25 protein-coding genes and 1 riboswitch are annotated in these 26,436 nt (G+C 31.8%); of the genes, 21 read left to right on the forward strand and 4 right to left on the reverse strand.

The annotated features are described in order from the left end of the window. Positions 1-103 precede the first annotated feature (103 nt). From ACPLVF_RS01645 to ACPLVF_RS01695, 11 genes are all read left to right on the forward strand, one after another. Positions 104-406, forward strand: coding sequence for a UxaA family hydrolase (locus tag ACPLVF_RS01645; RefSeq protein WP_424906080.1), 303 nt, complete (start codon positions 104-106; stop codon positions 404-406). Then, on the forward strand, positions 403-1,560 hold the full coding sequence (locus tag ACPLVF_RS01650; protein WP_424906081.1) for a UxaA family hydrolase: 1,158 nt from the start codon (positions 403-405) through the stop codon (positions 1,558-1,560). The genes ACPLVF_RS01645 and ACPLVF_RS01650 overlap by 4 nt, the downstream gene beginning before the upstream one ends. Positions 1,561-1,571: 11 nt before the next feature. Further along, positions 1,572-2,516: a 2-keto-3-deoxygluconate permease gene (locus tag ACPLVF_RS01655; RefSeq protein ID WP_424906082.1), complete on the forward strand. Its 945-nt coding sequence runs from the start codon at positions 1,572-1,574 to the stop codon at positions 2,514-2,516. Between the two features lie 14 nt (positions 2,517-2,530). Continuing rightward, entirely contained in the window at positions 2,531-3,772 is a 1,242-nt protein-coding gene (locus ACPLVF_RS01660; RefSeq protein WP_424906083.1) for a four-carbon acid sugar kinase family protein, read from the forward strand. Between the two features lie 3 nt (positions 3,773-3,775). Beyond that, the gene (gene pdxA, locus ACPLVF_RS01665; protein WP_424906084.1) at positions 3,776-4,762 is read left to right on the forward strand and encodes a 4-hydroxythreonine-4-phosphate dehydrogenase PdxA; all 987 of its coding nucleotides are present in this window, start codon (positions 3,776-3,778) and stop codon (positions 4,760-4,762) included. Positions 4,763-4,991: 229 nt separating this feature from the next. Continuing rightward, positions 4,992-5,756 (forward strand): acyl-CoA dehydratase activase, encoded by a 765-nt coding sequence (locus ACPLVF_RS01670; RefSeq protein ID WP_424906085.1) that lies wholly within the window; start codon positions 4,992-4,994, stop codon positions 5,754-5,756. Positions 5,757-5,792: 36 nt separating this feature from the next. Then, positions 5,793-7,061 (forward strand): double-cubane-cluster-containing anaerobic reductase, encoded by a 1,269-nt coding sequence (locus ACPLVF_RS01675; RefSeq protein WP_424906086.1) that lies wholly within the window; start codon positions 5,793-5,795, stop codon positions 7,059-7,061. A 210-nt stretch (positions 7,062-7,271) separates the two neighbouring features. Then, positions 7,272-8,285, forward strand: coding sequence for an alpha-hydroxy-acid oxidizing protein (locus ACPLVF_RS01680; protein WP_424906087.1), 1,014 nt, complete (start codon positions 7,272-7,274; stop codon positions 8,283-8,285). A gap of 186 nt (positions 8,286-8,471) precedes the next feature. After that, positions 8,472-10,115, forward strand: a complete 1,644-nt coding sequence (locus ACPLVF_RS01685; protein ID WP_424906088.1) for an efflux RND transporter periplasmic adaptor subunit — start codon at positions 8,472-8,474, stop codon at positions 10,113-10,115. A gap of 22 nt (positions 10,116-10,137) precedes the next feature. Further along, positions 10,138-10,818, forward strand: coding sequence for an ABC transporter ATP-binding protein (locus ACPLVF_RS01690; protein WP_424906089.1), 681 nt, complete (start codon positions 10,138-10,140; stop codon positions 10,816-10,818). 3 nt (positions 10,819-10,821) lie between these two features. Continuing rightward, complete coding sequence (locus tag ACPLVF_RS01695; protein ID WP_424906090.1) at positions 10,822-11,997, forward strand: ABC transporter permease; 1,176 nt, start codon at positions 10,822-10,824, stop codon at positions 11,995-11,997. A gap of 42 nt (positions 11,998-12,039) precedes the next feature. Here ACPLVF_RS01695 and selD read toward each other — a convergent pair whose 3' ends face one another. Together selD and ACPLVF_RS01705 are read right to left on the reverse strand one after the other, a co-directional pair. Further along, positions 12,040-13,077 (reverse strand): selenide, water dikinase SelD, encoded by a 1,038-nt coding sequence (gene selD, locus ACPLVF_RS01700; protein ID WP_424906091.1) that lies wholly within the window; start codon positions 13,075-13,077, stop codon positions 12,040-12,042. A 1-nt stretch (position 13,078) separates the two neighbouring features. After that, positions 13,079-14,239 carry an aminotransferase class V-fold PLP-dependent enzyme gene (locus ACPLVF_RS01705; protein WP_424906092.1) on the reverse strand — a complete coding sequence of 387 codons (1,161 nt, stop codon included), beginning with the start codon at positions 14,237-14,239 and terminating at the stop codon, positions 13,079-13,081. A 195-nt stretch (positions 14,240-14,434) separates the two neighbouring features. On the opposite strand from ACPLVF_RS01705, the gene ACPLVF_RS01710 reads away from it, so the two are divergent. From ACPLVF_RS01710 to ACPLVF_RS01730, 5 genes are all read left to right on the forward strand, one after another. Further along, positions 14,435-14,689 (forward strand): DUF3343 domain-containing protein, encoded by a 255-nt coding sequence (locus tag ACPLVF_RS01710; protein WP_424906093.1) that lies wholly within the window; start codon positions 14,435-14,437, stop codon positions 14,687-14,689. 65 nt (positions 14,690-14,754) lie between these two features. Further along, entirely contained in the window at positions 14,755-15,648 is an 894-nt protein-coding gene (locus ACPLVF_RS01715) for a selenium metabolism-associated LysR family transcriptional regulator (RefSeq protein ID WP_424906094.1), read from the forward strand. A gap of 36 nt (positions 15,649-15,684) precedes the next feature. After that, entirely contained in the window at positions 15,685-17,811 is a 2,127-nt protein-coding gene (locus tag ACPLVF_RS01720; protein ID WP_424906095.1) for an S-layer homology domain-containing protein, read from the forward strand. A gap of 63 nt (positions 17,812-17,874) precedes the next feature. Beyond that, a riboswitch (TPP riboswitch) is annotated at positions 17,875-17,979 on the forward strand. A gap of 70 nt (positions 17,980-18,049) precedes the next feature. Further along, the gene (thiT, locus tag ACPLVF_RS01725; protein WP_424906096.1) at positions 18,050-18,562 is read left to right on the forward strand and encodes an energy-coupled thiamine transporter ThiT; all 513 of its coding nucleotides are present in this window, start codon (positions 18,050-18,052) and stop codon (positions 18,560-18,562) included. Positions 18,563-18,714: 152 nt separating this feature from the next. Beyond that, positions 18,715-20,346: a peptide ABC transporter substrate-binding protein gene (locus ACPLVF_RS01730; RefSeq protein WP_424906097.1), complete on the forward strand. Its 1,632-nt coding sequence runs from the start codon at positions 18,715-18,717 to the stop codon at positions 20,344-20,346. A 50-nt stretch (positions 20,347-20,396) separates the two neighbouring features. On the opposite strand, the gene ACPLVF_RS01735 is transcribed toward ACPLVF_RS01730, so the two are convergent. Beyond that, positions 20,397-21,824, reverse strand: coding sequence for a sigma-54 interaction domain-containing protein (locus tag ACPLVF_RS01735; RefSeq protein ID WP_424906098.1), 1,428 nt, complete (start codon positions 21,822-21,824; stop codon positions 20,397-20,399). A 255-nt stretch (positions 21,825-22,079) separates the two neighbouring features. On the opposite strand from ACPLVF_RS01735, the gene ACPLVF_RS01740 reads away from it, so the two are divergent. The 5 genes from ACPLVF_RS01740 to ACPLVF_RS01760 all read left to right on the forward strand — a co-directional run bounded on the left by ACPLVF_RS01740 (position 22,080) and on the right by ACPLVF_RS01760 (position 25,360). Next, complete coding sequence (locus tag ACPLVF_RS01740) at positions 22,080-22,502, forward strand: RrF2 family transcriptional regulator (RefSeq protein WP_424906099.1); 423 nt, start codon at positions 22,080-22,082, stop codon at positions 22,500-22,502. A 114-nt stretch (positions 22,503-22,616) separates the two neighbouring features. Then, the gene (locus ACPLVF_RS01745) at positions 22,617-23,222 is read left to right on the forward strand and encodes a GTPase (RefSeq protein ID WP_424906100.1); all 606 of its coding nucleotides are present in this window, start codon (positions 22,617-22,619) and stop codon (positions 23,220-23,222) included. Between the two features lie 64 nt (positions 23,223-23,286). Then, positions 23,287-23,793 carry a hypothetical protein gene (locus ACPLVF_RS01750; RefSeq protein ID WP_424906101.1) on the forward strand — a complete coding sequence of 169 codons (507 nt, stop codon included), beginning with the start codon at positions 23,287-23,289 and terminating at the stop codon, positions 23,791-23,793. 43 nt (positions 23,794-23,836) lie between these two features. Continuing rightward, on the forward strand, positions 23,837-24,067 hold the full coding sequence (locus ACPLVF_RS01755) for a hypothetical protein (protein ID WP_424906102.1): 231 nt from the start codon (positions 23,837-23,839) through the stop codon (positions 24,065-24,067). A gap of 6 nt (positions 24,068-24,073) precedes the next feature. Beyond that, positions 24,074-25,360: an aminotransferase class I/II-fold pyridoxal phosphate-dependent enzyme gene (locus ACPLVF_RS01760; protein ID WP_424906103.1), complete on the forward strand. Its 1,287-nt coding sequence runs from the start codon at positions 24,074-24,076 to the stop codon at positions 25,358-25,360. Positions 25,361-25,377: 17 nt separating this feature from the next. Here the strand turns inward: ACPLVF_RS01760 and lexA are convergent, their stop codons facing one another. Further along, on the reverse strand, positions 25,378-25,983 hold the full coding sequence (lexA, locus tag ACPLVF_RS01765) for a transcriptional repressor LexA (RefSeq protein ID WP_424906104.1): 606 nt from the start codon (positions 25,981-25,983) through the stop codon (positions 25,378-25,380). Positions 25,984-26,436: the final 453 nt, after the last annotated feature.

The raw sequence follows: 26,436 nt of genomic DNA on the forward strand, positions 1-26,436 counted from the left end.
TGCAACAGTTTCTTAAAGATAGAGTTTATAAATTTAATGTATTTTTAATTGGCATTGTTATTGCAATAATAAAATAAATAAAAAATTGTTGGAGGTGTTTTAATTGAAAAAATTTGCTGTTATTGCACATCCAAAGGATAATGTGGCAACGGCTGTAAAGGATTTATCATCAAGCGAAGAAGTATTAATCGAAGTTGAAGGTGTTGATCTAAAAATAACCCTATTATCAGATATTAAATTCGGTCATAAATTTGCTGTAAAGGATATTAAAAAGGGGGAAGAAATAATAAAATACGGGGAAGTTATAGGAAGGGCAACAGTTGATATCAAAAAAGGAGAACATGTTCACGTACATAATATCGAAAGCTTAAGAGGACGCGGAGATTGGGAGGAGGAATTAAAATGAAATTTAAGGGCTTTGTAAGACAAAACGGAAAAGTAGGTATAAGAAATCATTTATTAATAATACCTTCGTCTGTATGTGCAAGTGTAGTTGCAGAAAGAATAGCTTCCCATGTAGAAGGTGCTGTTGCCATTCCAAATCAGCACGGGTGCTGTCAAATTGGTGGTGATCTTGAATTAATAAAAAATACTTTAATCGGTTTGGGGAAGAATCCGAATGTTGGAGCAGTATTGGTTGTAGGTTTAGGATGTGAAGGTGTACCGACTGAGAATGTAGCAGCTGAAATTGCAAAAACGGGCAAACTTGTAGATTATATTGTTATACAGCATTGCGGAGGAACTTTGAAAGCAGAAGAAAAAGGTACAAGAATAGCAAGGCAGATGATGCAGGAAATTTGTAAATTTGAAAGAGAAGAAGTGGATATTTCAGAATTATTATTATCAATTGAATGCGGTGGTTCTGATACAACTTCTGGCTTAGCTTCTAATCCTGTAGCAGGCTATGTATCCGACAAAATTGTTGAACTTGGTGGGACATCAATGTTTTCAGAAACTACAGAATTAATTGGAGCAGAGCATCTTTTCGCAAAAAGGGCTGTGACAAAGGAAGTAGGAGAAAAATTACTTTATATCGTTAAAAGGTGTGAAGAAAAGGCAAAGACAATGGGAGTAGATATGCGAGGCGGACAGCCTACACCAGGAAATATCGAAGGTGGTATTAGTACTATTGAAGAAAAATCCTTGGGTTGTATTTATAAAGGGGGTACAAAACCCTTACAGGGTGTTTTAGAATACGGCGAAGAACCGCAGGGTAAAGGGCTTTATTTTATGGATACTCCCGGACAGGATATTGAATCTATTACTGGAATGACTGCAGGGGGTTCTCAGGTTGTAATATTTACCACAGGTCGCGGTACTCCAACCGGATCACCTATAGCACCGGTCATAAAAATTACCGGAAACCCCGAAACATATAAAAATATGGAAGATAATATAGATTTTAACTGTGGAACAATCGTAGAGGGTATTGAATCAATTAAGGATGCCGGTGAAAGATTATTTAATCTTTTGATAGAGGTATGCAACGGCAAAATGACCAAAGCGGAAACTTTAAGGCATAGGGAATTTGGTATGTATAAATTAATTTCAACTTTTTAAGGAGGGGCTATATGAAATTATTAAAAGCTATTAATAAAGTTCCCGGAGGATTGATGGTTATACCACTGCTTCTTGGTGCTACAATTAATACTTTTTTCCCAAGTGTGCTTCAAATTGGAGGTTTTACCACTGCTTTGTTCAAACAGGGTGCCATGCCGCTTATCGCACTTTTCCTTTTGTGCAATGGAGCTCAGATAACCGTAAGGCAAGCAGGAGTTTCTTTAGCAAAGGGAACAGCACTTACTTTAGTAAAGTTTTTGATAGGTGCAATATTGGGTTGGTTTACTGGCAAATTCTTAGGAGCTGCAGGACTTTTAGGACTTTCATCATTAGCAATCATCGCTGCAGTTACAAATTCTAATGGAGGGCTATACACCGCTTTAGCTTCACAATACGGTGATCCTACTGATGTAGGTGCGATTGCGATATTGTCTATAAATGATGGTCCATTTTTGACTATGGTTGCCATGGGTGTTTCAGGGCTTGCAAATATACCTTTTATTGCTCTTGTCGCCGTTATAGTTCCAATTATTATAGGAATGATTTTAGGAAACTTAGATGAGGATTGGAAAAAATTCTTAGAACCCGGGCAAAGACTTTTAATTCCTTTCTTTGCCTTTCCCCTTGGAGCTGCCCTTGATTTTAAAACAATTTTTAAAGCAGGGATACCGGGCTTATTATTAGGATTGATTACTGTAATATTTACGGGTATAGCTGGATACTTTACAATAAAATTTTTATTTAAAGAGAATAAAGCAGTTGGCGCAGCAATAGGGACTACTGCAGGCAATGCTGTGGCTACTCCCGCTGCTGTTGCTGCCGTTGATCCAAATCTTGCGCCGTTAGTGGGTGCAGCTACTGCACAAGTAGCAGCTTCTGTAATTATAACTGCAATATTATGCCCCTTATTAGTATCTTATTTAGATAAAAGGGAAAAAAGAAATAATGACAAATAAAGGAGAGAGCTAAATTGTTTAAATTTATAATAATAGCTGATGATTTCACGGGTGCAAACGATACGGGAGTACAATTAACGAAAAAGGGCTATGAGACATATACACTATTAGATTTAGAAGGTTTCACAAAATCTGAATTTGATGCTTTAGTAATAGATACAGAAACAAGGGGTTTATCTCCTGAAAATGCTTATAACAAAGTAAAAGAATCAATAAACAAATTGAAAGCATTAATAAACGTAGAATTGGAAGAAATGATTATTTATAAAAAAATAGATTCCACTTTAAGAGGTAATATAGTTGAAGAAATTATAGCCCTTTACGAAGAACTTAAGCCGGAGCTTATTATTTTTGCTCCGGCTTATCCTAAAAATAATCGAATAACGTTAAATGAGGTTCATTATGTTAATGGTAAACCGATTGATAAAACTGAATTTGCCAATGATATAAAAAATCCTGTTAATGTTTCTAATATAAAAATCCTACTAAGCAATACTAACGTCTTTAAAGTAAGGCATGTGTATTTAAGTGAAATTAAGAATTTAGAAGTTATAATAAAAAATTTAAAGGATATTAATACTTTAACCTTCGATGCTGAAAAAGATTCAGATTTAGTAGAAATAGCAACAAAGGTAACTGAAGCTAATAAAAAGGTTTTATGGGTTGGCTCAGCAGGCCTTGCAGAAGCATTAATTTCATCAATAAAAAAAGAGGGGAAAATTATCACTGTTTCTGGGAGTACAAGGAGTTTAACGATAACCCAGTTGATAAATTTATCTGAAAAAGGAAATATTCCCATAATCAATATTGATTTATATAATTTATTTAATGAGGCAGAAAGTGAAAAAAACAGGATTTGTTCACTTGTTAATACTTATAATGATAAGGATGTTATAATTACATCGTATATGGCGCAAGAAGATTTGGAAACAGCAAAGAAAATTTCATTAGAATTAGGAATTGAATTAAAAGATATAAGTCAAATTATTGCAGAAAAAATTTCAGAAATAAGCTTAAAGGTTATAAATTTTACAAAACCTAAAGGTTTAATATTGACAGGAGGGGATATAGCTTTTAACGTGGTCAAAAAATTAAATTCTAAAATTATAAAAATAAAAAATGAAATAGAACCAGGAATACCGGAAATTGAACTTTTTGAAGGTCCTTTTAAAAGGTTAAAAATAATTACTAAAGCTGGCGGTTTTGGGAATGAATTAACATTATACAATTCCTATAGGTATCTGAAAGGGGAATAAAAATTGGAAGAGTTTTTCGGTATAACAATGGGAGATCCAGCTGGAATAGGCCCGGAAATAATAGTTAAAGCACTTAATAATAATGAAGTTGAAAAACTAAAAATAGTGATATTTGGGTCAAAAAATATTATAGAGCACTATATAAATCTCTGTAATATAAATAGGGAAATAAATATTATCAAAAATTTAGATGAATTTAAGGATGGAGCTATAAATATTTATCCGGTTAATAATTTATCTATAGGTGAATTCATAATAGGAAAAATAAATCCGATCTGTGGAAAAGCTTCCTTTGAGTATATTCATACAGCAGTTCAATTTGCTTTAGAAAAGAAATTATCTGCTGTAATTACTGCTCCTATAAATAAAGCTTCATTAAACCAGGCAGGGTATCATTATAACGGCCATACCGAATTAATTGCCGATCTAACTAAGGCTCAAAAATATTCTATGGTTTTGACAAATGGAAGATTGAATGTAATACATGTTACCACTCATGTGGCGCTGAAAAATGTAAGTAGTTATATTAAAAAAGATAAAATTTTAGAAGTTATTCATCTTGCCGAAGAAGCAGGAAAACTTTTAGGCAAAACCATTCCTAAAATAGGAGTCTCGGCTTTAAATCCTCACGGTGGAGAAGCAGGATTATTTGGTGATGAAGAAATAAACGAAATAATTCCTGCCATATGTGAGGCTAATAAAGAGGGAATTAACGTTGTTGGCCCTATACCCGCAGATGTAATTTTTCTAAAAGCGTTGAAGGGTGAGTATGATGTAGTTGTCGCAATGTATCACGATCAAGGACATATACCAATAAAATTATTTGGATTAGAAAATGGAGTGAATTTTACTGTTGGACTTCCTATAATAAGAACATCAGTTGATCACGGTACAGCTTTTGATATAGCCGGAAAAGGAATAGCAAATGAAAAAAGTTTAGTAGAAGCAATTAAATTAGCTGATAAAATAGTTAAAAATAAAATAAAATAAAAAGGTAACATAAATATTTGTGAAGAATTGCCCCTGATAGTATATTTCAGGGGTTTTTATTTTTAAAGGTATAAAAAGTGATGATGGATTATCGATGAAATATTATTGAAGATATCAATAACTTATATAAAAGTTATTAAATATACAAATCACTTTTTTTATCATTTTGTGCTAAAATTAACGTGAAAATTTAAATATTAAAAAGCAATTTAAAGAGGATGAAAAATTAATGGCAAAAAAAGTTATCGGTATTGATATAGGTTCTACAAATACAAAAGCGGTTTTATTTGATGGAAGTATAAAGAATTTTGTAGTTTTTCCTACTTTGTATGAACCTCAAAAAGCTGCAAAAAAAGCTGTGGAATATTTAACAAAAGGTCATATAGACGAAATTATTAAAGAATATAAGATTGTTGCAACTGGTTATGGAAGAGTATCTTTTGATTATGCGGGTAAAAAAGTAAGTGAAATTACATGTCATGCAAGAGGGACAAAATTCCTTTTTCCGGATGTAAAAACTATTATAGATTTAGGTGGACAGGATAGTAAACTTATTTTCCTTGATGAAACAGGAAAAGTCAAGGAATTTTTTATGAATGACAAATGTTCAGCAGGGACAGGCAAGTTTTTGGAATATATTCTAAAAAGTATGAATATTGCAATAAAAAATTTAGACATACCCATTTCAATTATCCCTGCCAAGATAAACAGTATGTGCACCGTTTTTGCAGAATCGGAAGTTATTAGCCTATCTTCAAAAGGAGTAGCTAAAGAAGAAATAATCGCAGGAATAATTAATTCTATAGCGGAAAGGGTTACAACTTTCCTTTATAAATTTAATTTTGAAGAAAAAATTTGCTTTACAGGGGGTCTTTCAAAAAATCAATACTTAAAATTTTTACTGGAACAAAAATTAAACAAGAAAATATATACCCCTGAATATGCTTTATATTCTGCAGCAATTGGTGCGGCGCTAATTGGATATGAAGAATAATTTTAAGATAAATTAAAAAAGAACAGGAGGTAAAAAATGAGCGATTATAAAACCTTATGGGAATCCCTTGGTATGGATCTTGAAAAACACGACAAACTTTGTGCATTACTCCCAGGATTTTATGAAGAAGTATATTTATCTCAGGAGAAACGCCCACAGGGAATGAACTATTTTAATTTAGTGGTTTCTGCTATTCACGGTTTAAGACCACAAGAGCTTGTAAATCATAAAACGCAAGGGAAAAAGGTAGTAGGGACTTTTTGTGTATTTGTCCCCGATGAATTAATTTTTGCTGCAGATGCTATTGGCGTAGGACTTTGCGGGGGCTCACAGTTTTGGGTGCCTGATGGTGAAAAGGTACTTCCTAAAAATATATGTCCGCTAATTAAGTCTTTTATGGGGGCTAAAATTTCAAAAACATGTCCCTTTTTCCAATCCTGCGACTTGTTAATAGGGGAAACCACATGTGATGGTAAGAAAAAAGCTTGGGAAATATTAAAAGATTATGCTGATGTCCATGTAATACATTTACCGCAAATGAAATCAGAAAAAGAATTTTCTTTATTTATTAAAGAACTTAAAATATTAAAAGAAAAATTAGAAGAAATTACAGGAAATAAAATTACAGAAGATGCCCTTAAATCTTCTATTGAGCTAATAAACAATAAAAGGAGAGCTTTGAAAAGATTATATGATTTAAGAAAACAAAATCCCGTCCCGATAAGCGGAAAGGATGCATTGCTTATTAGCCAGATATCTTTTTACGATGATCCTACAAGATTTACCCAGAAGGTAAATGAAATTTGTGGCGAATTGGAAGATAGAGTAAAAAATGGAGAGGGTGTATTCCCAAGCAGTTCAAAAAGGATAATGATTACAGGGACACCAATGGCTATTCCAAACTGGAAGTTGCACCATATAATTGAAAGCTTAAATGCTGCTGTAGTAGTGGAAGAAACTTGCACAGGTACAAGATATTTTGAAAATGAAGTGAAGATAAAAGGCGAGTCAATGAATGAACTAATAAATTCTATCGCAGAAAGATATTTTAAAATTAACTGTGCCTGCTTCACGCCCAATAACGACAGAATCCATGATATAATAAGGCTTGCAAAAGAATACAAAGTAGATGGGGTGATCTATTACAATTTACAGTTCTGTCAAACCTATGCAATAGAATACTATAATGTAAAGAAGGCACTTGAAAAAGAAGGGATTCCCAATTTACTCATTGAAACAGACTACAGTGAAAGTGATACTGAACAACTAAGGACAAGGATTGAGGCCTTTATAGAAATGCTATAAAAATATAATCAAAGAGGCTGCTTCTTGTATACTATATGCTAAGCAGCCTCTTTTTCTTAAAAAAAAATTATTAAGGTTTTTTGGCTTTACATAAATTTTGAAGGATAGATTTTTTTTGTTTTATATAGTGCTAATATTTAGCAGTTTTTATAATATATATAGGAGAACTATAAAAAAAGATAAAATGCTTTAATGAAAAGGAGGCTTTTTATGAATTTAGAAGAATTAAGGTCTGTTGCAAAAGAAAACCTTAAAGGCTTCTGTCGCGTTTGTTCATTCTGTGATGGAAAGGCTTGTCGAGGTGAAGTCCCTGGAATGGGAGGGGTTGGAACTGGTTCTTCATTTATTGCTAATATCGATGCACTCTCTAATATAAAATTAAATTTAAGAACAATTCACAATGCTAAAGATCCAGATATTTGCATAGAATTATTTGGTAAAAAGCTTTCAATGCCCATATTAGCTGCACCTATTACCGGAACAAGTTACAATATGGGAGGTAAAATTTCTGAAGAAGATTTTATACAAATGGTAATATCGGGAAGCAAAGAGGCAGGAACAATAGGAATGTGTGGAGATGGGGGTAATCCAGTCTTTTATGATTCGGGCTTAAAAGCAATTGAAAAAGAAAACGGAAATGGAATTGCAATTATTAAACCAAGAGAAAATTATGAAATATTAGAAAGAGTAAAAAGAGCAGAAGATGTAGGAGCTTTTGCTGTAGGAATAGATATTGATGGAGCAGGTCTGGTTACAATGTCTTTGATGGGGCAGCCTGTAGGTCCAAAAACTAAAGAGGAATTAAAGGATATAATATCAAAAATTAAACTGCCTTTTATCTTAAAAGGAATTATGACGGAGGACGAAGCAGAAATGGCGGTAGAAGTAGGTGCAAAAGCTATTGTTGTATCGAACCATGGTGGAAGAATATTAGACCATACACCCGGTGTAGCCGAAGTTCTGCCAAAGATTGCTAAAAAAGTAAAAGGGAAATTAATTATTTTTGCCGATGGTGGAGTAAGATCAGGGGTAGATGTTTTGAAATATTTGGCTCTTGGCGCTGATGCGGTGCTTGTTGGTAGACCGATTATTATTGGTGCTTTTGGAGGGGGGAAAGAAGGAGTTAAATTTATTTTAGAAAAAATAGCAAAAGAATTAAAACAGGCCATGATTTTAACCGGTTGCAAAGATATAAAAAGCATCAATGAAAAGATATTATTTTAAAAATAAAAGCGAGGAATTTACCTCGCTTTTTTTAACATTAATATAGGTTTATAGAAAATTATCATAATTTTATCAAAAATATTTTATAAATTCCTCACTATTTTTTATTGTTTATTTGATAATATTAAGGCATAATATTTTTAAAATATGAAGTTTTTTATATAAAAATACTTAGGAGGTGTTCTGTTGAAATACAAAAAGATTTTAGCAGGGTTATTGATTTTCTTCTTATTATTAGCAGGAGTTTATTATATTTTTACTTCAAAAAATAAACGTACATTAGCAAATGCTAATGTATTACCTTATCAAGTTAAAGTAAGAAGGGGCAATATAACTTTAAGTATCAAAGGTTCTGGACAGGTTCAACCATATAATCTTTATACAATTTATCCTAAAAGTTCAGGTAAAATTGAAAAACTCTATGTAAAAGAAGGCGACACTGTAAAAAAAGGAGATATACTTTTTGAAATATCTAACAAAGATATTGATTTAGCATTAAAAAAAGCAGAACTAAATTTAAAGCAGCAGCAGATTGCAGTAAATGAACTTATATCCAGCGAAGAAAAGAAAGAGGTGAAATCCCCACAAGAAGGTTATGTAAAGGAAGTTCTTGTTCGAATTGGAGACCAGGTAAATAAGGGAACAACTTTAGCAAGAATTATTACAAATCCTGATAAATCCATTATTAAAGCACCTTTTAATGGTAGTCAAATTAAAAATATAAAACCAGGTCAAAAAGCAGAAGTATTTTTTACTGATTCATTATTTAGTGTTGTTGGGAAGGTAAAAAGTATAGATCAAAAAGGAGAATTGCAGTCAAATGGAGCAGTTTTTTATTACGCTCAAATTATTATCGACGGAGACTATTATGTTGAGGGTCAAAAAACTCCTGCAATTGTAAATGTATATACCGATAAAGGTATTGAAAAAAGTGTTGAAGCTGGCTACATAGAAGCACCGGAAATATTAGATGTAAAAGCTGATATTTCAGGATATATAAGCAATATCTTTATAAGTGAAAATGAAAAAGTTTCAAAGGGTGATAAACTATTTACAATAAGTTCTGATGACCTTGATAAACAAAAAGAAAATGCACTTTTATCACTAAAACAAGCGGAATTAGATTATCAACAGAAGTTATTGCAGAAAGAGGATTTGATATATAAAGCACCTATAGATGGGGAAGTTTTAGAGTTAAATATTAAAGAAGGTGATGAACTTACTCAAGGAACGAATGCCAATAGTTCAACTTCAAATTCTGGTCTTTTAACAATAGCGGACTTTTCTAAAATAAAAATTGTGGTTCCTGTAGACGAATTGGATGTAGTGAAAATAAAACCGGGATTTAATGTGAATATTACCTTTGACGCTCTTGGTGATAAAGTTTTCAAAGGGATAGTAGAAAAAGTTTCCAATATTGGTACGGTAAAAAACGATGTAACTACTTATGATGTAACAATAGTAGCAGATAAAATAGAAGGTATAAAGAATGGTATGAATGCAAATGTAGAAATTATTGTTGATAAAAAGGAAAATGTACTGTTGCTCCCTCAGATGGCTGTTAAAAGTGTAAATGGAAAATATTTTGTATATGTTTCTGAAAACAATTCAAATAGAGATGTAAAAAATGGTCAAAGCAGAAACAATATGAAAGAAATAAAAATTGGAATATCAAATAATAATTTTGTAGAAGTATTGGAAGGATTGAAAGAAGGAGATGTGGTATTAATTTATACTAATTCAAATTCTCAGAATAACAGCAGTTCCGGTCAAAACCGCAGAATGAATCAAATGCCTATTTTTGGGCCTCCAGCAGGACCGCGAGGATGATAAAAATAGGGGGTAAAACCGATTGATAGAGCTTAAAAATGTAAAGAAAATTTACGGTAAAGGGAAAAATGAATTGATAGTATTAGATGACATAAATTTAAAAATTGAAATGGGAGAATATGCTTCTATAATCGGTCCATCAGGTTCGGGTAAAACCACTTTGATGAATATTTTGGGTTTTATTGATGTTCCAACTTCTGGTGAATATTATTTTGAAGGAAGGCTTACCAGCAGTTTAAAGGATGAGGAATTATCAAAAATTCGTAACAAAAAGATAGGATTCATCTTTCAAAACTTTAATCTGATCTCAGAATTGACAGCTTTAGAAAATGTAGAACTCCCCATGATCTATGCAAACATAAACCCTTCTAAAAGAATTAAAAAAGCAAAAGAATTATTAGAATTGGTAGGGCTATCAAACAGAATGAACCATAGACCTTCTGAACTTTCAGGTGGACAGCAGCAAAGGGTAGCAATTGCAAGGGCTTTATCCTTAGATCCTCCGCTTTTGCTTGCCGATGAACCGACTGGGAATCTCGATTCAAAATCTGGGAAAGAAATAATAGATCTTTTAGAAAAATTAAACGAAGGAGGGAAAACTATAATTATAATAACTCATGATAGGCAAATTGCCTCGCGCACAAAAAGAAGGATAGAAATATTAGATGGCAAAATTGTAAAAGATGAAAGCGCAGGTGTTTGAAGGGTGTCAATTTTTGCACACTTTAAAATGGCATATCGAAGTTTGATAAGAAAAAAATTACGTTCATTTTTGACTATGCTGGGTGTAATAATTGGTGTAGCTTCAGTTATCACCATGGTTTCTCTAACTCAAGGTTCAGCGGCGGATATTACTGAAAATATAAAAAGTTTAGGGTCAAACCTGATTGCAGTAAATATTACACAGAGAGGATTTTTGCAGCCTTTTACTTATGAAGAAGTGATAAAACTTACCGAAATTCCTTTTATTAATAAGGCGGCGCCTGTTTCAAGCACAAGGCAAAGTGTGATTTATAACGGAAAAAGTTATGAAGATGTAAATATTATTGGAACCAATGAAAGTTATCTTGAAATAAGAAACCTAAAAATACAATCGGGGAGATTTTTTTCTGAGGAGGACGTTAAATTTCGAAAAAATGTAGCAATTATCGGCTCGACAGTAGCAAAAGAGCTTTTCGGGAATGATAATCCTTTGGGTAAGGAAATTAGAGTAAAAAATAAAATTTTAGAGATAATCGGAGTATTAGAGGCTAAAGGCAATACAATAGGGGGTTCAGAAGATGAAGTGGTTATTCTTCCAATAACTACAGCAAGGATTTTAACTACAAATAGCCGAATTAATCAGGTTTACCTACAGGCAGAAAGCCCTCAAACAGTTGAAATAGCAAAAAGTATTTTAAGTGATTTTTTAAACAATAAATTCAAAGGAAATGAAGAAGCTTATAGAATTTTTGATCAAACGCAGATTTTGGAAACAGTTCAAAAAACAACTAATACAATGTCAGCTATGCTCGGTGGAATAGCGGCCATTTCTCTCTTGGTTGGTGGAATCGGCATAATGAACATAATGCTTGTTTCTGTTACGGAAAGGACCAAAGAGATAGGTATAAGGAAAGCTTTAGGAGCTACCAAAAGAGATATTTTAATTCAGTTTTTAATAGAATCCATCGTGATAAGCGGAATAGGTGGGATAATAGGAATATTCATTGGGATTGGTATTGCCCTCGGTTTAAAAAATATATTACATACAAGTATAAAATTTACACCTCCAATTATGCTTATTGCCTTTAGTTTTTCACTTCTCGTGGGAATATTTTTTGGCTTATATCCAGCAAATAGGGCCGCTAATTTAAATCCGGCAGAAGCTCTAAGGTATGAATAAGAATTTTTATATAAATTTTAAAAGCCCCATTTTTTGGGGCTTTTATTCTAAATATATTCTTTTTTCCCTTTTTTCAACAACACGCCCTATTACAAAGTAATCTTCATAGTTTTTATCATTAAAGTTGTTAAAAAGTATATTTAATTTATCCTCGGGGCAGGAAATTAAAAGTCCTCCCGATGTTTGAGGATCAAATAGTATGTCAAGGATTTCTTCATTTATGTCGCTCTTTAATTGAATTTTTTCCTTTAAATATTTTTTATTAGCATAAAGCCCAGCAGGCAAAAGTCCCATAGAAGCAAGTTCAAAAGTTCCATCTATAATTGGCACATCCTTAACATTTATTTCAAAGGATACATCGGAAGCCTCTGCCATTTCGCAAGCATGTCCTAAAAGTCCAAAGCCGGTTATATCAGTTATTGCTTTTATACCGGTAGAAACAGCACAAAAAGACGCTGTTTTATTTAATGTGCACATTACTTCAAGGGCTTTTTCTAAAATTTCATCCTTTAACATTTGGGCTTTATATGCAGTTGCAATTATCCCCGTACCAAGGGGTTTTGTTAATATTAAAACATCTCCAGGTTTTGAAGCAGAATTTGTTGTTATATTTCCTAGATTTACCCTGCCTATCACCGAAAGTCCATAGAAAGGCTCGGGGTTTTTTATGGTATGGCCTCCTGCAATTACTGCTCCAGATTCTTTAACTTTATCTGCTCCGCCTTTTAAAACTAAAGGTAATATGTCTTCCACCAATTCTTCGGGGAACCCCACAATATTTAATGCGAGTAAAGGCTCTCCACCCATAGCATAGACGTCGCTTAAAGAATTGCAAGCAGCGATTTGGCCGTATAGATAAGGGTCATCGATGATAGGTGTGAAAAAGTCAATAGTATGGATTAATGCTGTTTTTTCATCTATTTTATATACAGCTGCATCGTCAGAAGTCTCAAGCCCAACTAAAAGAGATTCATCCTTCATTATAGGTATTTTTTTTAAAACCTGCGCCAGCGCCTGTGGCGGTATTTTTGATGCTCAACCTGCGCTGCATGAAAGTTCGGTTAATCTTATATTTTTCATATTATTCACCTTCTTCAATTATCTTAATAAGTGCTTTTATTGCGAAATCTACTTCTTCTTTGGTATTAAAATAACCAAAGCTAAAACGTAAAGTACCGTAGGGAAATGTGCCTATGGTTTTGTGGGCAAGAGGTGCACAGTGAAGCCCAGGACGTACCATGATATTGTATTGATTATCCAATTTATATGCTAAAAAAGCAGGATCAATATTATCAACGGTAATAGAAACAGTAGAAACCCTATTTTCTATATTTTTTAAACCGTGAATTTTTATTTTTGGAATTTCAATGATGCCTTCTATAAATTGTTTTGTCAACTCCAACTCATGATTTCTTATTTTATTTAAGCCCTCTTCCTCTAAAAAGTCAACGGCACTGGAAAGCCCTGCTATACCAATGGTATTTGGCGTCCCTGCTTCAAATTTATCCGGTAAAAAATCTGGTTGAAATTCAATCTCCGATTTACTCCCTGTACCGCCGTGGATAAAAGGAATAAGGGTTTTTGCAATATTGTCGCTGAGCACAAGTCCACCGGTTCCCTGAGGCCCTAAGAGGGATTTATGCCCAGTAAATGCTAAAATATCAATATCTAATTTTTTAAAATCAATATCTAAAAAACCTGCGGTTTGTGCAGTATCAAGAAGTAAAACTACGCCATTTTCTTTTTTTATTTTTGCTACTTCTTCAATGGGCATAACGGTACCTGTTACGTTTGAGGCATGGGTTAAAGCGATAAGCTTTGTATTCTTTTTTATTGCTTTTCTAATATCGTCAGGGTTTAAAATACCATTTTTATCGCAGTTTATTATAGTAAGTTCAATATTTCTATATTTTTCAAGGAATCTTAATGGTCTTATAACTGAATTGTGCTCCATAGATGTGGTAATAACATGATCTCCGGCGTTCAAAAACCCATTTAAGGAATAATTAATTGCGTGGGTAACATTTAAGGTAAAAATAATATTTTCTTCCTTTGGAGCGTTAAAAAGTTTTTTTAATTTACTTCTTGTCTCAAAAATAATCCTACCTGCATTTATACTATTTTTATACCCCCCGCGTCCCGGGCTTGCTCCAATATTTTTAAAATAATTTTGCATTGCATTAATAACCCTTTCCGGTTTAGGGAAAGAAGTTGCTGCATTGTCAAAATAGATGACATTCATTTAAAATCCCTTCTTTTAAAATTTTTTACTTTATATTTTTGAGTATTTCACTAAAAAATTTTTTTGTCAATAAATATGGATTTTTATAGAAAAATTCTATAATATAAATAGAAATTATTTATTTTTTAAATAGTTAGAAGTATCAATTTGTGATAAAATTTACATATCAATTAAATCCGAGGAGAGATAATAAATATGGCGGAGAAATATCCTTTTTATTTAATTACTTTTCCTTCTGTACATCATGCTTTAAAGTTTGAAAATAATTTTAAAGGAAAACTGCCCTTTGAACTTGTACCGGTGCCGAGGGAGATAAGCTCAAGTTGCGGAGTTGCCGCAAAAATCTTAGAAACCGAGAATATTTTAGATATTTCTTTTGAAAGTATCGATTACGAAGAAATTTTTTTATTTAAAGGTCCTAAAAATTTTTCTATTGTTAAAATGAAATAATTTAAAATAAAATAATTAAGGAGTATAAAAATAAAAAATTTAATAGTTAATAGGTAGGCGGTTATATGGATTTTCATCAATTGGAAGCCTTTGTGAAAGTTGCAGAGACCAAAAGTTTTTCAAAAGCTGCAGATTTGTTGTTTTTGACTCAACCCACAATCAGTTCACATATTTTATCCTTAGAGCGGGAACTTGAGGTCAAACTTTTTGACAGAAGGGGTAGAGAGGTAGAATTAACGCCTTTTGGCCACATTTTATATAAAGGTGCACTAAAGATTCTAAAGACAAAAGATGAAGCATTATTTGAACTTTTTAAATACATGAATAAAATAGAAGGAGATTTAAAAATTTATGCCAGTTCAATACCTGCAGTATATTTCCTTCCCGAAAAAATTAAAGGTTTTTTGGAAATACATCCAAGGATAAAAATGATTGTTGTTCAAAAAGATTCAATGGAGGTAATAAATTCAATAGAAGAAGAAAACAGTGAGGTAGGTATAGCAGGCACTTTTGTTCAAAATCCTTCTTTAGAATTTGTACCGTTTTGTTGCGATGAACTGGTTATAGTATCTAAATGTAATTTAACAGCCAACAATGATAATGAAATTGAAATTTGCGAATTGTTAAAGTACCCCTTTGTATTGAGGGAAAAAAAGTCCGGCACCAGAAAAACTTTTGAAAGGTATTTATTACAAAAGGGATTTTCCTTGGAAAAACTTAAGGTAGCTGCTGAGTTAGGAAGTTCAGAAGCAATAATCCAAGCTGTAAAAGCAGGTATTGGCATTTCAGTTATTTCCTACAGGGCGATTGAGGATTATAAAAATACTGGTCTAATTAAAACTTACAGAATAAAAGGCTTAAAAATGACAAGAGACTTTTATATTGTAACAAAAAAGGGAAGAACTTTGTCACCAAATGCCGAAAGCTTTATAAATTATCTTTTAAATGCAGGAAAGTAAATTCCTGCATTTTCCTTTATTTTATGAAGGAAATTTATGGATAAATGTCGAAATAAATTAATAATTAAGAAAGAAAGGAGCTGGAAGATGTTAAAAATAAAAAATAATTATTTTAATATTTTATCCACAACAATTGCTATAATTTTAATTGCAATATTTCCGTTAAATGTATATGCCATGCCATTTAAAGATTTGGAGGATAAAAAATTCGATTGGGCAAGGCCTTATGTAGAAAAAATGTACAACTTGGGTGTTGTTTCAGGAAAGTCCCAAAATGTTTTTGCACCTTCTGACCCTATAAAGCGGCAAGAGTTCATCGTTATGCTTATTAAGGCATTGGGAGAAGAAAGTAAAGTTAAAGGTAAATTATTGCCTAAGGACTTTACAAAACAGGAAAAAATTCAGAATTGGGCCAAGGAATATATTGCTTATTCTATAGAAAAAGGCATTATAACAGGGGAAGATTATAAAAATTTTAGGCCTGATGAAAACCTAAAAAGATACGAAGCGGTAATTTTTATAACAAAAGCATTAGGTTTTGAAAATGAAGCAAAGTCTATTAAAAATTTGAATTTGCCTTTCAAAGACATTTACACCCTTTCCTTTGAGACTAGGAAATATCTTCAAGTAATTATTAATAAAAACATTATGTCCGGTGTTGATAAAGAAAATTTCAAACCTTATGATGCTATTACTCGCGCACAAGCTGCAAAGATTTTAAGTCAGGTTTCGAAATTTGCTAAAAATACTAAACTATTATCAGGCAGAATTCAAAATGTAAATTATATCAATGGCAGTATTGAAATTTTAAAAGGTGATACCGTAGAGAATTATGAAGTGGAAAAAGAGGCATCTTTATTTAAAGAAGATGCTAAAGGAAATTTGGCTAAAATAGGATTAAACGACTTAAAAAAATATCAAAACGTCAATTATATTATAAAATCAAATAGAATTATTTATTTAGAAGTATTGTATTCAGAAGAGGTAAATAAAACCGAAGAAACCTATGAAGGTAAAATAAAAGCATTGAATCCACAAAATAACTATCTGATTATAGAAAAATTGGATGGGTCAATTTCTACATTCATAATAGATTCGAACACAAAGTGTTTTATAAATAATAAAAATGTACCTCTTACAGACAGCTTAATAGGGCAGAGGGTAAGTATTGCCACAGTTAACGGTAAAGTATTAGAAATCGAAATTATAGGAGAAAATAAAGAAGTAAAAGGGATATTAAAAGGGGTTATTTTAAATGCATCTCCACCTTATATTATTATAGAGAATTCTGACACAGGGCAAATAGAATCTCTCTTACTTTCTTTATCAGTTGAAATAAATAGGAATGATAAATTGGCAACTTTAAATGAATTACTTGGCGGTGACTTGGTAACGGTTACAGTTACAAATGGAAATGTAACTAAAATAATTGCTGAAAGTGCTGAAAAAACTTTAACTGGAATGATTAAAGCAATAAAATATACTAATAAAACCCCTATAATAACTTTTATTCTTTCGGACGGTAATACAAAAGATTTTGAAGTAGATAATCAAATAAAAATTATGAAAAATGGGGCAGCGGCAAAAATAAGTGATTTGAAAATCTCCGATGAAGCAACTGTTGTAGTTAGATATGATAAGATTATGGCTATTTCTGCTAAAACAGTAAAAAAGGAATTAAATGGCATAATAAAAGAAATCTCTCATTCCTCTTTAAATTATTCTAAAATTACTATAATTGACGAAAAGGGTAATGAAGATTATATTAATATAACTCCAAATACTGAGGTAATTAAAGACAAAAAATACATTACAGTATACGACTTAAAACCCGATTATAATATTAAAGCTGTATTAGAAGGAGAAGAAGCAAAAAGCATAGAAGTTTTTGTGAAGCAAAGTCTAAATACATTAAAGGGGAAAATAAAATATATCCATAAAGATGTAATGGTAATTATTATCGATATAGAGACGGAAAAAGGTTTAGAGACAAAAGAAATTCACTATAGTACAAATACCCAAGTTTTTAAGGGTAATAGATCTGTAGTATTAAGCAGGATAACCGACTATTTTATTGAAGGCGACGATATTCTAATTGTTGGAAAATTTGAAGGCGGATTATTTAAGGCAGATATATTAATAGATTTGACTATTGAAAGATGATATTGGAATTTATATGGTTTTGAAGTATAATATTATATTATAAAAATATGATAGATTAACTTTAAGATGTGCTGGGGGAGCCATAGGGCTGAGAGGAAGCTAATTTGGCTTCGACCCCTTGAACCTGACCGGGGTAATGCCCGCGTAGGGAAGCACTAATTTGAAAAAGTGCCTACCTATTCGGGTAGGTATTTTTTATTTGAAAGAATTTTTTAAAAAATTAAGGAGGGATTATATTATGCAAAACAAAAAACTTATAATTGTATTGGAAGGAGCCATAATGATAGCTATCTCACTAATACTAAGTTTTGTAAAAATATTTCAAGCGCCTTATGGAGGTTCTATAACCTTAGGAAGTATGGTTCCGATTATTTTGTATTCATTAAGAAATGGGCCTTTTGCAGGTATTGTTGCAGGTATAGCCTATGGTTTACTGCAGCTAATTATTGAACCTTATATTGTTCATCCGGTTCAGGTAATTTTGGATTATCCCTTAGCTTTTGGCCTTTTGGGATTATCAGGTTTTTTTAAAAATAACGTTTTCTTAGGCTCCTTTTTAGGTATATTCGGAAGATTTGTTTCTCATTTTTTGTCCGGAGTGGTATTTTTTGCATCTTACGCCCCAAAGGGCATGAATGTATTTTTATATTCTGCCCTTTATAATGGTAGTTATCTTTTACCAGAATTTATTATAACTTTTATTGTTTTGAGGTTTGTTTTATATAATAGGTTTTTGAAACAAAAAGAATAAATTTTTTTATTAATTTTAACTTAAATGCAATAAATTATATTAAATCTTACAATTATATTAATTTTTTTATTAAAACATTTATTGATTTAGCGCACTAAATTGTGATATAATCGTAACCAAAATTTTTTACTTATTTTAGAGGGGGTTTTTTAATGCTCAAAAAAACTGTATCTTTATTATTAATTCTCTTAATTACAACAGGGCTTTTGGCAGGTTGTTCTAATAGCTCTTCAAAGTCCGAACAAGAGCTGGTATTTTCAATTGCATCAGAACCGCCAACTCTGGATCCTCAGCTTGCTACCGACCAATATTCGATAATCGTTGGGAATGCGGTATTTGAGGGCTTGGTAAGGTATTACGACGGAAAAGTATATCCGGGTATGGCTGAAAAATGGGAGGTTTCTGAAGATAAAAAGGTATATACTTTCCATTTAAGAGATGCAAAATGGAGCGACGGTTCAAAGGTAACTGCTTATGACTTTGAATATTCGATAAAAAGGCTCCTTGATCCAAAAGTTGCATCTGGTTACGCCAATCAGGGATATTACATATTAAACGGCGAGGAATATAACCTCGGTAAAATAAATGATCCCAATCAAGTAGGTGTTAAAGCTCTGGATGAAAAGACTCTTCAAATAACACTAAGGGCACCTGTAAAGTATTTTGAAAGCCTATTAGGTTTTATCTCCTTTTTGCCTTCAAAGAAGGAATTGGTGGAAAAATATGCAGAAAAATATGCTGCCGATGCTGACAAGATGGTCTATAATGGTCCATTTATTATAAAAGAGTGGAAACATGAACAAGAAATTGTTCTTGAGAAAAATCCAAATTACTGGGCAAAGGATAAAATAAAACTTGACAAGGTAAGAATACTTATCGTAGCCGATCCGAACACTGCATACCAGATGTTTGAAAATAACGAACTTGATTTTGCCGATGTCCCAACCGTACTTGTTGAAAAAGTAAAAAGTGAAGGTAAAGCTTTAACTTATATGGACAGCTATGAATATTTTATTAGATTTAATATGAAAAAACAGGATAAACCTTGGCTTGCAAATGAAAATTTTAGAAAAGCAATAGGATTTGCAATTGATAGAGAAGACTATATTAATATGGCTTTTAAAGGAGTTTCTAAACCTGCAACAAGGTATATACCGCCAACTTTAAGCGGCTTTGAAAAGAAGTTTGTGGAAGAATTCCCCTTTGACTTTTATCCAACAAAAGCGGATGTTGCAAAAGCTAAGGAATACTTAAACAAGGCTATGAAGGAATTAAATATTAGCGACCCTTCTAAGATAAGCATAGAGATTACTGTCGACGACAGTTCTGGTACAAAAGTAGGAATTGAAGCAATTCAGGATATGCTGATAAAGAATTTGGGAATCAATGTTTCTATAAAAACGTATACCTTTAAAGAAAGGCTTCAAAGAATGAGGAAGGGCGACTATGAGGTTATGATTACTCGCTGGGGTCCAGATTACGACGACCCAATGACTTATTTAGACTACTGGACTATAAGCGAAGGTATGACAAACAGCGGTTGGACTGATGAAAAATACAATGAATTGTGTCAAACCGCAAAAACTATTTCAGATTTTAAACAACGTAACCAGATTATGTTTGAAGCTGAAAAATACCTCCTTGAAAAGGGAGTAGTGGTGCCTTTGTATTTCAGAGAAAAAGTATGGGTTAAAAAGGATTATGTACAAGGTTTAGTAAGAACCTTCACAAGTGGTTCTGATCCTGATTTCATCTATGCTACTGTAGAAGGTAAACAAAAATAAAAATTAAATAATAAGTCCGGGGTTATTCCCTGGACTTTTTTCGTAAAAAATTAAGTATAATCGATCTTCTTTTTGATATTATATTTTTTTATTTTATTATGGAGGGTTTGTTTTGGTATTTTTAGCATTTTAGATGCACTGGTGAGATTGCCATTAGATTTTTGTAAAGCTAAAAGAATTATCTTTTTTTCAAAATTTTCTACCATTTCTTTTAAAGATTCGATATTAACTGGATTTTCGAAGTTCAAACTTATTCCGTTTTCTTCTGGGAAAGTGATATTTTTAATGTATTCAGGGATATCTTCAATTTTTATAATATTGTTTTCTGTAAAATTGACGATACTTTCAATTACCGATTTTAATTCTCGCACATTGCCGGGCCAGTGATAATTAATGAAAATATTCATGGCATCATCAGAAATGCCTTTTATATTTTTGTTTAATTTTTTATTAAAGTAATTTAAGTAGTATTCTATTAATAGCGGAATATCTTCAATCCTTTCTCTTAAAGGGGGAATATAAAGAGAAATTACGTGAAGCCTATAAAATAAGTCTTGCCTTAATGTGCCTTTTTTAATAAGTGTTTTAGGGTCTTCATTGGAGGATGCTGTTATCCTTACATCTACTTTAAAAGCTTTTTCACCCCCAACCCTTCTAATAAAACCATCTTGAAGGACCCTTAAAAGCTTAGCTTGAAGTTCTAAATCCATTGAGTTTATTTCATCTAAGTAAAGGGTACCTCCATTTGCTAATTCAAATAGACCTGCTTTTTCTTTTGCACCTGTAAAACTTCCTGCTGAAATACCAAATAATATGCTCTCAAGCAAAGTTTTAGGAATGGCTGCGCAATTTTGGGCAATAAAAGGTTTTTGGCAGCGTTTTGTACTTGCATTATGAATAGCCTGGACAAAAAGTTCTTTACCTACTCCGGTTTCTCCATAGATAAAAATAGGAGAATCGCTGTTGGCAACTTTTAATGCTTTATTTTTCAGTTCTTGAATTATTTTACTTTTTCCAATAATGTCATCAATTGTATATATAGTTCCATTGCCACTATATTTTTCAGGGTTTTTAGATTTTTTATAAAGCTCTTTCTGAAGAGAAACTATTTTTTCAGCTAAATCTTTCAAATTCGTTATATCTCTATAAATTTCTACTGCACCTATAAGCTCTCCGTTTTGTATTATGGGCATTGTTGAAGTTACAATAGTAACTTTTTTTCCTTTTATATTTGTATATGTTTGAACATAATCTATTAGAGGTTTTTTAGTCTTTAAAACATTATAAAAAGTACTGGTTTCTTCAGTTAGATCGGGAAAAAGTTCTAATATGTTTTTTCCCAAGGCTTTGTTAGGGTCTAGGCCTGCTATTTCTGTAGCTGGTTCATTAAAGAAGGTTACATTGGCATTTTTATCGACTACAATAATACCTTCATCGAGGTTTGTTAATATAACTTCTAATAAGTTTTTATAATCCATAATTAACCCCCTGGAATAAAAAATAAATAAAATAGCTAAATTTCATAATATTTTATTGTTTTAATTTTAATATATATGACGATGAGTGTAAATAACTTTTTAAAAGCCTTTTTACCTTTAATTTGACTTTATATTGGTTAGTGTGGTAAATTTAAATTAATTAATAGTATTTCTATAGGATTTATTGTATATGGGAATATTAATACTTAAATAAAAATTATAACGAATTAAAGATAAAAAAGGAGGTAGTGGGTCTTGAAATTATCTACAAAATCTCGATACGGGCTTAGGGCAATGGTGAAGTTAGCATTACATTACAATCAAGGGGCGATACCGTTAAGCAAGATTGCAGAAGAAGAAAACATTTCGGAAAATTATTTAGAGCAAATAATTACATTGCTCAAAAATGCAAATTTAGTAAAAAGCATTCGGGGTTCACAGGGAGGGTATATTTTATCGAAAAATCCAGAGGAGATAACTGTTGCAGATATTTTATCTGTGCTCGAAGGGCCTATAAGCCTTGTCGATTGTTTAAATGAAAATATTGATAATTGTAGTAATAAAAATAAATGTGTAACAAGAAGCGTGTGGAAAAGAATAAATGACAACATTTTATCAACAGCTCAATCTATAACATTAAAGGATTTATGCCAGAATTATAAGCGAGGTAAAGATTAACCGCGCTTTTTTTATTTTTGGTGAGAATAATGATATTTTATGAATTTAAATAAAACAAAAAGAATAAAGATAAAAGGAAAGAAAATTTATATGCACGAAGGGAGTGATAATTATTTGAAGCAATGTGCTGTAGTAGGTAAGCCTAATGTAGGAAAGACGCTTTTTGTAATTAATTTTTCAGAATTTTTAGGTATTAAAGAATTAGAATTTGAGGTAACGGCCTTTAACGGAATGAAAATGATAAAAAAATATTCTATAAAAAAAGCGATAGAAGAACTTGTGGATGATAATCCGCATAAAACAAGACAAATCCATTCTATTATAGTAAATCTCCCCTTAAATAAAGGCAAGAAAACTATAAAATTCATAGATACCATAGGATTCACCGATGGTATTCACCCTGAACAAGATATAAGAAGAGCAATATCACAAACCCTCCAGGTTGTTCAAGCTGCTGATATTATATTCCATATTATAGATGCCTCTGCAATTGAAAAAAAACTTCCTAATTCCATTGGAGAAATTGATTTATCTATAGCGCAATTTGCAGAAATTAAAAAAGGTTATTGTATTTTAGCTAATAAAATAGACTTGCTGGAAGGTAAAGAGAATTTAGAAAGACTAAAAGAGCAGTTTAAAGGAAACCTCATAATACCTATTTCAGCAAAATATAAAAAGGGTTTTAAGGAGGTGAGAGCCTTTGTCATCAATGCTGTTTAATCTAATAAAAAAATTTTTTTCTATATTTCTTACCGGAATTGTAATAAAGCTTTTGGATGACTATTTGGATGAAGATAAGGACTATCTTTTGAGTAGAAAAAACTCATATTTTTATTTAAAAAAAGGAATTTTACCTTATACACTTTTAATTTTTTCCTTTGCTGTAATACTTAATCATAAATATAGTGTAAGCCTTTTTTTGTCTGCTTATATTTTAGGGATGATTAACAATTTTGATGAAAAATTAGTTTTAGGTACTCCTGCATATACAGAGATGATTGTGATATCTGTAATAGGTTGCGTTGTCTTTGGTATTAAAGAGATGTTCTCATCGATTTTTCTAATTGCAAGTATACAATTAATAGATGATTATATTGATTACGAAAAGGATAAACCTTTTAAAAAAGGGTTTGCATGGAAATTAGGTAAAACTGAATGTTTGTTAATATTTATAATATTTTCGTTAATATCTCTTTATTTAAATGTTTTAAAAGCAATTTTCACTTTTATTAGTATGATTATGATTATATTTTTATATCAAATATTATCTTCACCAAAAATGAATAAGTAAATTCAATTTTAAGTATGAAATCAAAAGGGTAGGGGAGTTTAAGATGTATTATAAAGTATTGAAGTTATGTATTTTTGTTTTAATTATTTTTACTGCAGGATTCATTTTAGGCAAAAAAGAGGGCAAGAAAGAAAGTATTAAGGAAGGAGAGATTTTCTATAATATTAAGTTGAAAGAGAAATTGCTAAAGGAAGGACTTTGCCCAATTTGCAAAAATGAGTTGAAAGAATCTTCTGGCCGTGATACAATGATAGAAAAAAATCAGGAGGTATAGCATAAATTGTATAATTCATCATTAAATTTTATGAAGGAACATTTTAACATAGATGAAAAGTTAATCTTACTTTCTCAAGAAGTCCTTGAAGAATTAAAAGAGGAATTTGCTGAAATCGAAAAAATAGAAGAGTACAATCAGTATAAAATAATAAAAGCCATGGCCAAAAATGAACTTTCTGATTATTGCCTTTTAGAATCAACAGGCTATGGTTATAATGACATAGGAAGGGAAGCAGTAGAAAAGATCTTTAGCTATGTGTTTAAGTCGGAAGATGCCCTTGTAAGGCCTCAGATTATATCGGGAACCCATGCTTTATCCCTATGTTTATTTGGTATTCTCCGGCCTGGTGATGAACTTTTATCGGTAACAGGTGAACCGTATGATACTTTAAAAAATGTTATTGAAGGTGAAGGTTTAGGATCATTGAAGGATTATAATATAAAGTTTTCAAAAATAGAATTAAAACATGGGAAAGCCGACTTTGAATCAATTAAAAATAGTATAAATGAAAAAACTAAAATGGTGCTAATACAAAGAAGCAGAGGCTACAGCCTAAGGCCTTCCTTATCTATTTCTGAGATAGAAGAGTTAATAGGATTCATTAAAGGTTTAAATAAGGAAATAATATGCATGGTGGATAATTGTTACGGCGAATTTGTTGAAGAAAAAGAGCCTATTGAAGTAGGCGCTGACCTATGCGCAGGCTCATTAATAAAAAACCCTGGTGGAGGGATAGTCCCCACCGGTGGATATATTGTTGGGAAAAAGAATCTAATTGAATTATGTTCCTATAGGCTTTTTGCACCTGGAATCGGAAAGAATTGCGGGCCATCGATAATACCGAATAGAATAATACTGCAAGGACTTTTTTATGCACCAATGGTAGTCAGTGAAGCTAAAAAAGGTGCGCTTTTTACTGCTAAAATGTTTGAAAGCTTAGGGTTTGAAGTATTCCCAAAAAAAGAAGAAAAAAGGAGTGACATTGTAACTGCATTATTGTTAAAAAATAAAGAAATATTGATTGAATTCTGCAGAGGGCTACAAAAGGTAGGGCCTGTAGATTCCCATGTTACTCCCGAACCTTGGGATATGCCCGGATACGACCATCAGGTAATTATGGCAGGAGGCAGCTTTATTCAGGGCGCTTCTATTGAATTAAGCGCCGATGCACCAATTAGAGAGCCATATGCCGTTTATGTACAGGGAGGCTTAAGTTTTTATCATGTTAAATTGGGAATACTTTGTGCATTGCAGAATCTAATTAATAAGAAATTGATAAAATTGCCATAATAATTTAAATTAAATCTTTAAAACCTCCTGAAAAGTCCAATAACTTTGCCTAAAATCTTAACATCTTTTACGATAATAGGCTGCATGTGAGGATTTTCCGGCTGCAGCCTAACAAATCCTTCTTCTTTATAAAATCTTTTTACAGTGGCTTTATCTTCAATTAATGCTACTACGATATCTCCGTTTTCTGCTGTGTTAGTAACTTTTACAAAAACATAGTCCCCGTTTAATATACCAGCATTTATCATACTGTCTCCTTGTACTTTCAGCATAAAAACATTTGAGTCATGTATAAGTTCTTTAGAAAGAGAATAAATTTCTTCAATATTTTCTTCGGCGAGAATAGGTTGACCTGCTGTTACATTGCCGATTAACGGCACTTCAACTAATTGATTATTAAAAATTTTCTTATCAATAACGTCAATTGCTCGAGGTTTTTGAGGATCGCGGGAAAGATATCCTTTCTTTTCTAGCTGAACAAGATACCCATGAACCGTAGCTGTGGAACGTAAATTCGTAGCAGCACATATTTCTCTAACAGAGGGAGGATAACCTTTGGTCCTGATAAAATCATAAATATAATCTAATATTTGTTTTTGTCGGGGTGTTAAGTCTTTATACAAAAAAATCACTCCAATCGGGAAAATTTCTATATAAAGAAACTTTTTTGCTTATATGTTTAATTATAACATATTTTTATTTTTTTTAAACTGGTGTTCGAATTTCTAGCAGGATTATATATTAAGCTGTAAAATATTGAACTATATAAAATATTAAACTACATAATTTTAGTGTTAGTAGAAACAATAAAAAAAATTGAAAAGCTTTAGAGGGAAGAGGATATTTTATATATTTTAGTTTAAAAAACGTCCGATAATATACATTATGTTAACAAATATTAAATATAAGCCAATTTTCAGTTGAAGTTTAAGCCTAATAAAATCTAAAAAACGCAAGCGCAGAAATTAAATTTATATCTAAGGAAATAATGCAAATAATGCTGAAAGCAATAATTTTGCAAGGAAAATCATTGGAGAGGTTTCAAAAAAGATTTATGATTATTTTTTAAACAAATA

It is taken from the genome of Thermovenabulum sp. (assembly GCF_049701175.1).
Classification (GTDB): domain Bacteria; phylum Bacillota; class Thermosediminibacteria; order Thermosediminibacterales; family Thermosediminibacteraceae; genus Thermovenabulum.

Excerpts from the sequence above, each read along its gene's own strand:
- ACPLVF_RS01650 (WP_424906081.1), top strand. The coding sequence starts at position 403 with ATGAAATTTAAGGGCTTTGTAAGACAAAACGGAAAAGTAGGTATAAGA.
- ACPLVF_RS01655 (WP_424906082.1), top strand. The coding sequence starts at position 1,572 with ATGAAATTATTAAAAGCTATTAATAAAGTTCCCGGAGGATTGATGGTT.
- ACPLVF_RS01670 (WP_424906085.1), top strand. The coding sequence starts at position 4,992 with ATGGCAAAAAAAGTTATCGGTATTGATATAGGTTCTACAAATACAAAA.
- ACPLVF_RS01675 (WP_424906086.1), top strand. The coding sequence starts at position 5,793 with ATGAGCGATTATAAAACCTTATGGGAATCCCTTGGTATGGATCTTGAA.
- ACPLVF_RS01680 (WP_424906087.1), top strand. The coding sequence starts at position 7,272 with ATGAATTTAGAAGAATTAAGGTCTGTTGCAAAAGAAAACCTTAAAGGC.
- ACPLVF_RS01705 (WP_424906092.1), bottom strand. The coding sequence starts at position 14,239 with ATGAATGTCATCTATTTTGACAATGCAGCAACTTCTTTCCCTAAACCG.
- ACPLVF_RS01710 (WP_424906093.1), top strand. The coding sequence starts at position 14,435 with ATGGCGGAGAAATATCCTTTTTATTTAATTACTTTTCCTTCTGTACAT.
- ACPLVF_RS01715 (WP_424906094.1), top strand. The coding sequence starts at position 14,755 with ATGGATTTTCATCAATTGGAAGCCTTTGTGAAAGTTGCAGAGACCAAA.
- ACPLVF_RS01720 (WP_424906095.1), top strand. The coding sequence starts at position 15,685 with ATGGATAAATGTCGAAATAAATTAATAATTAAGAAAGAAAGGAGCTGG.
- thiT (WP_424906096.1), top strand. The coding sequence starts at position 18,050 with ATGCAAAACAAAAAACTTATAATTGTATTGGAAGGAGCCATAATGATA.
- ACPLVF_RS01730 (WP_424906097.1), top strand. The coding sequence starts at position 18,715 with ATGCTCAAAAAAACTGTATCTTTATTATTAATTCTCTTAATTACAACA.
- ACPLVF_RS01735 (WP_424906098.1), bottom strand. The coding sequence starts at position 21,824 with ATGGATTATAAAAACTTATTAGAAGTTATATTAACAAACCTCGATGAA.
- ACPLVF_RS01755 (WP_424906102.1), top strand. The coding sequence starts at position 23,837 with ATGTATTATAAAGTATTGAAGTTATGTATTTTTGTTTTAATTATTTTT.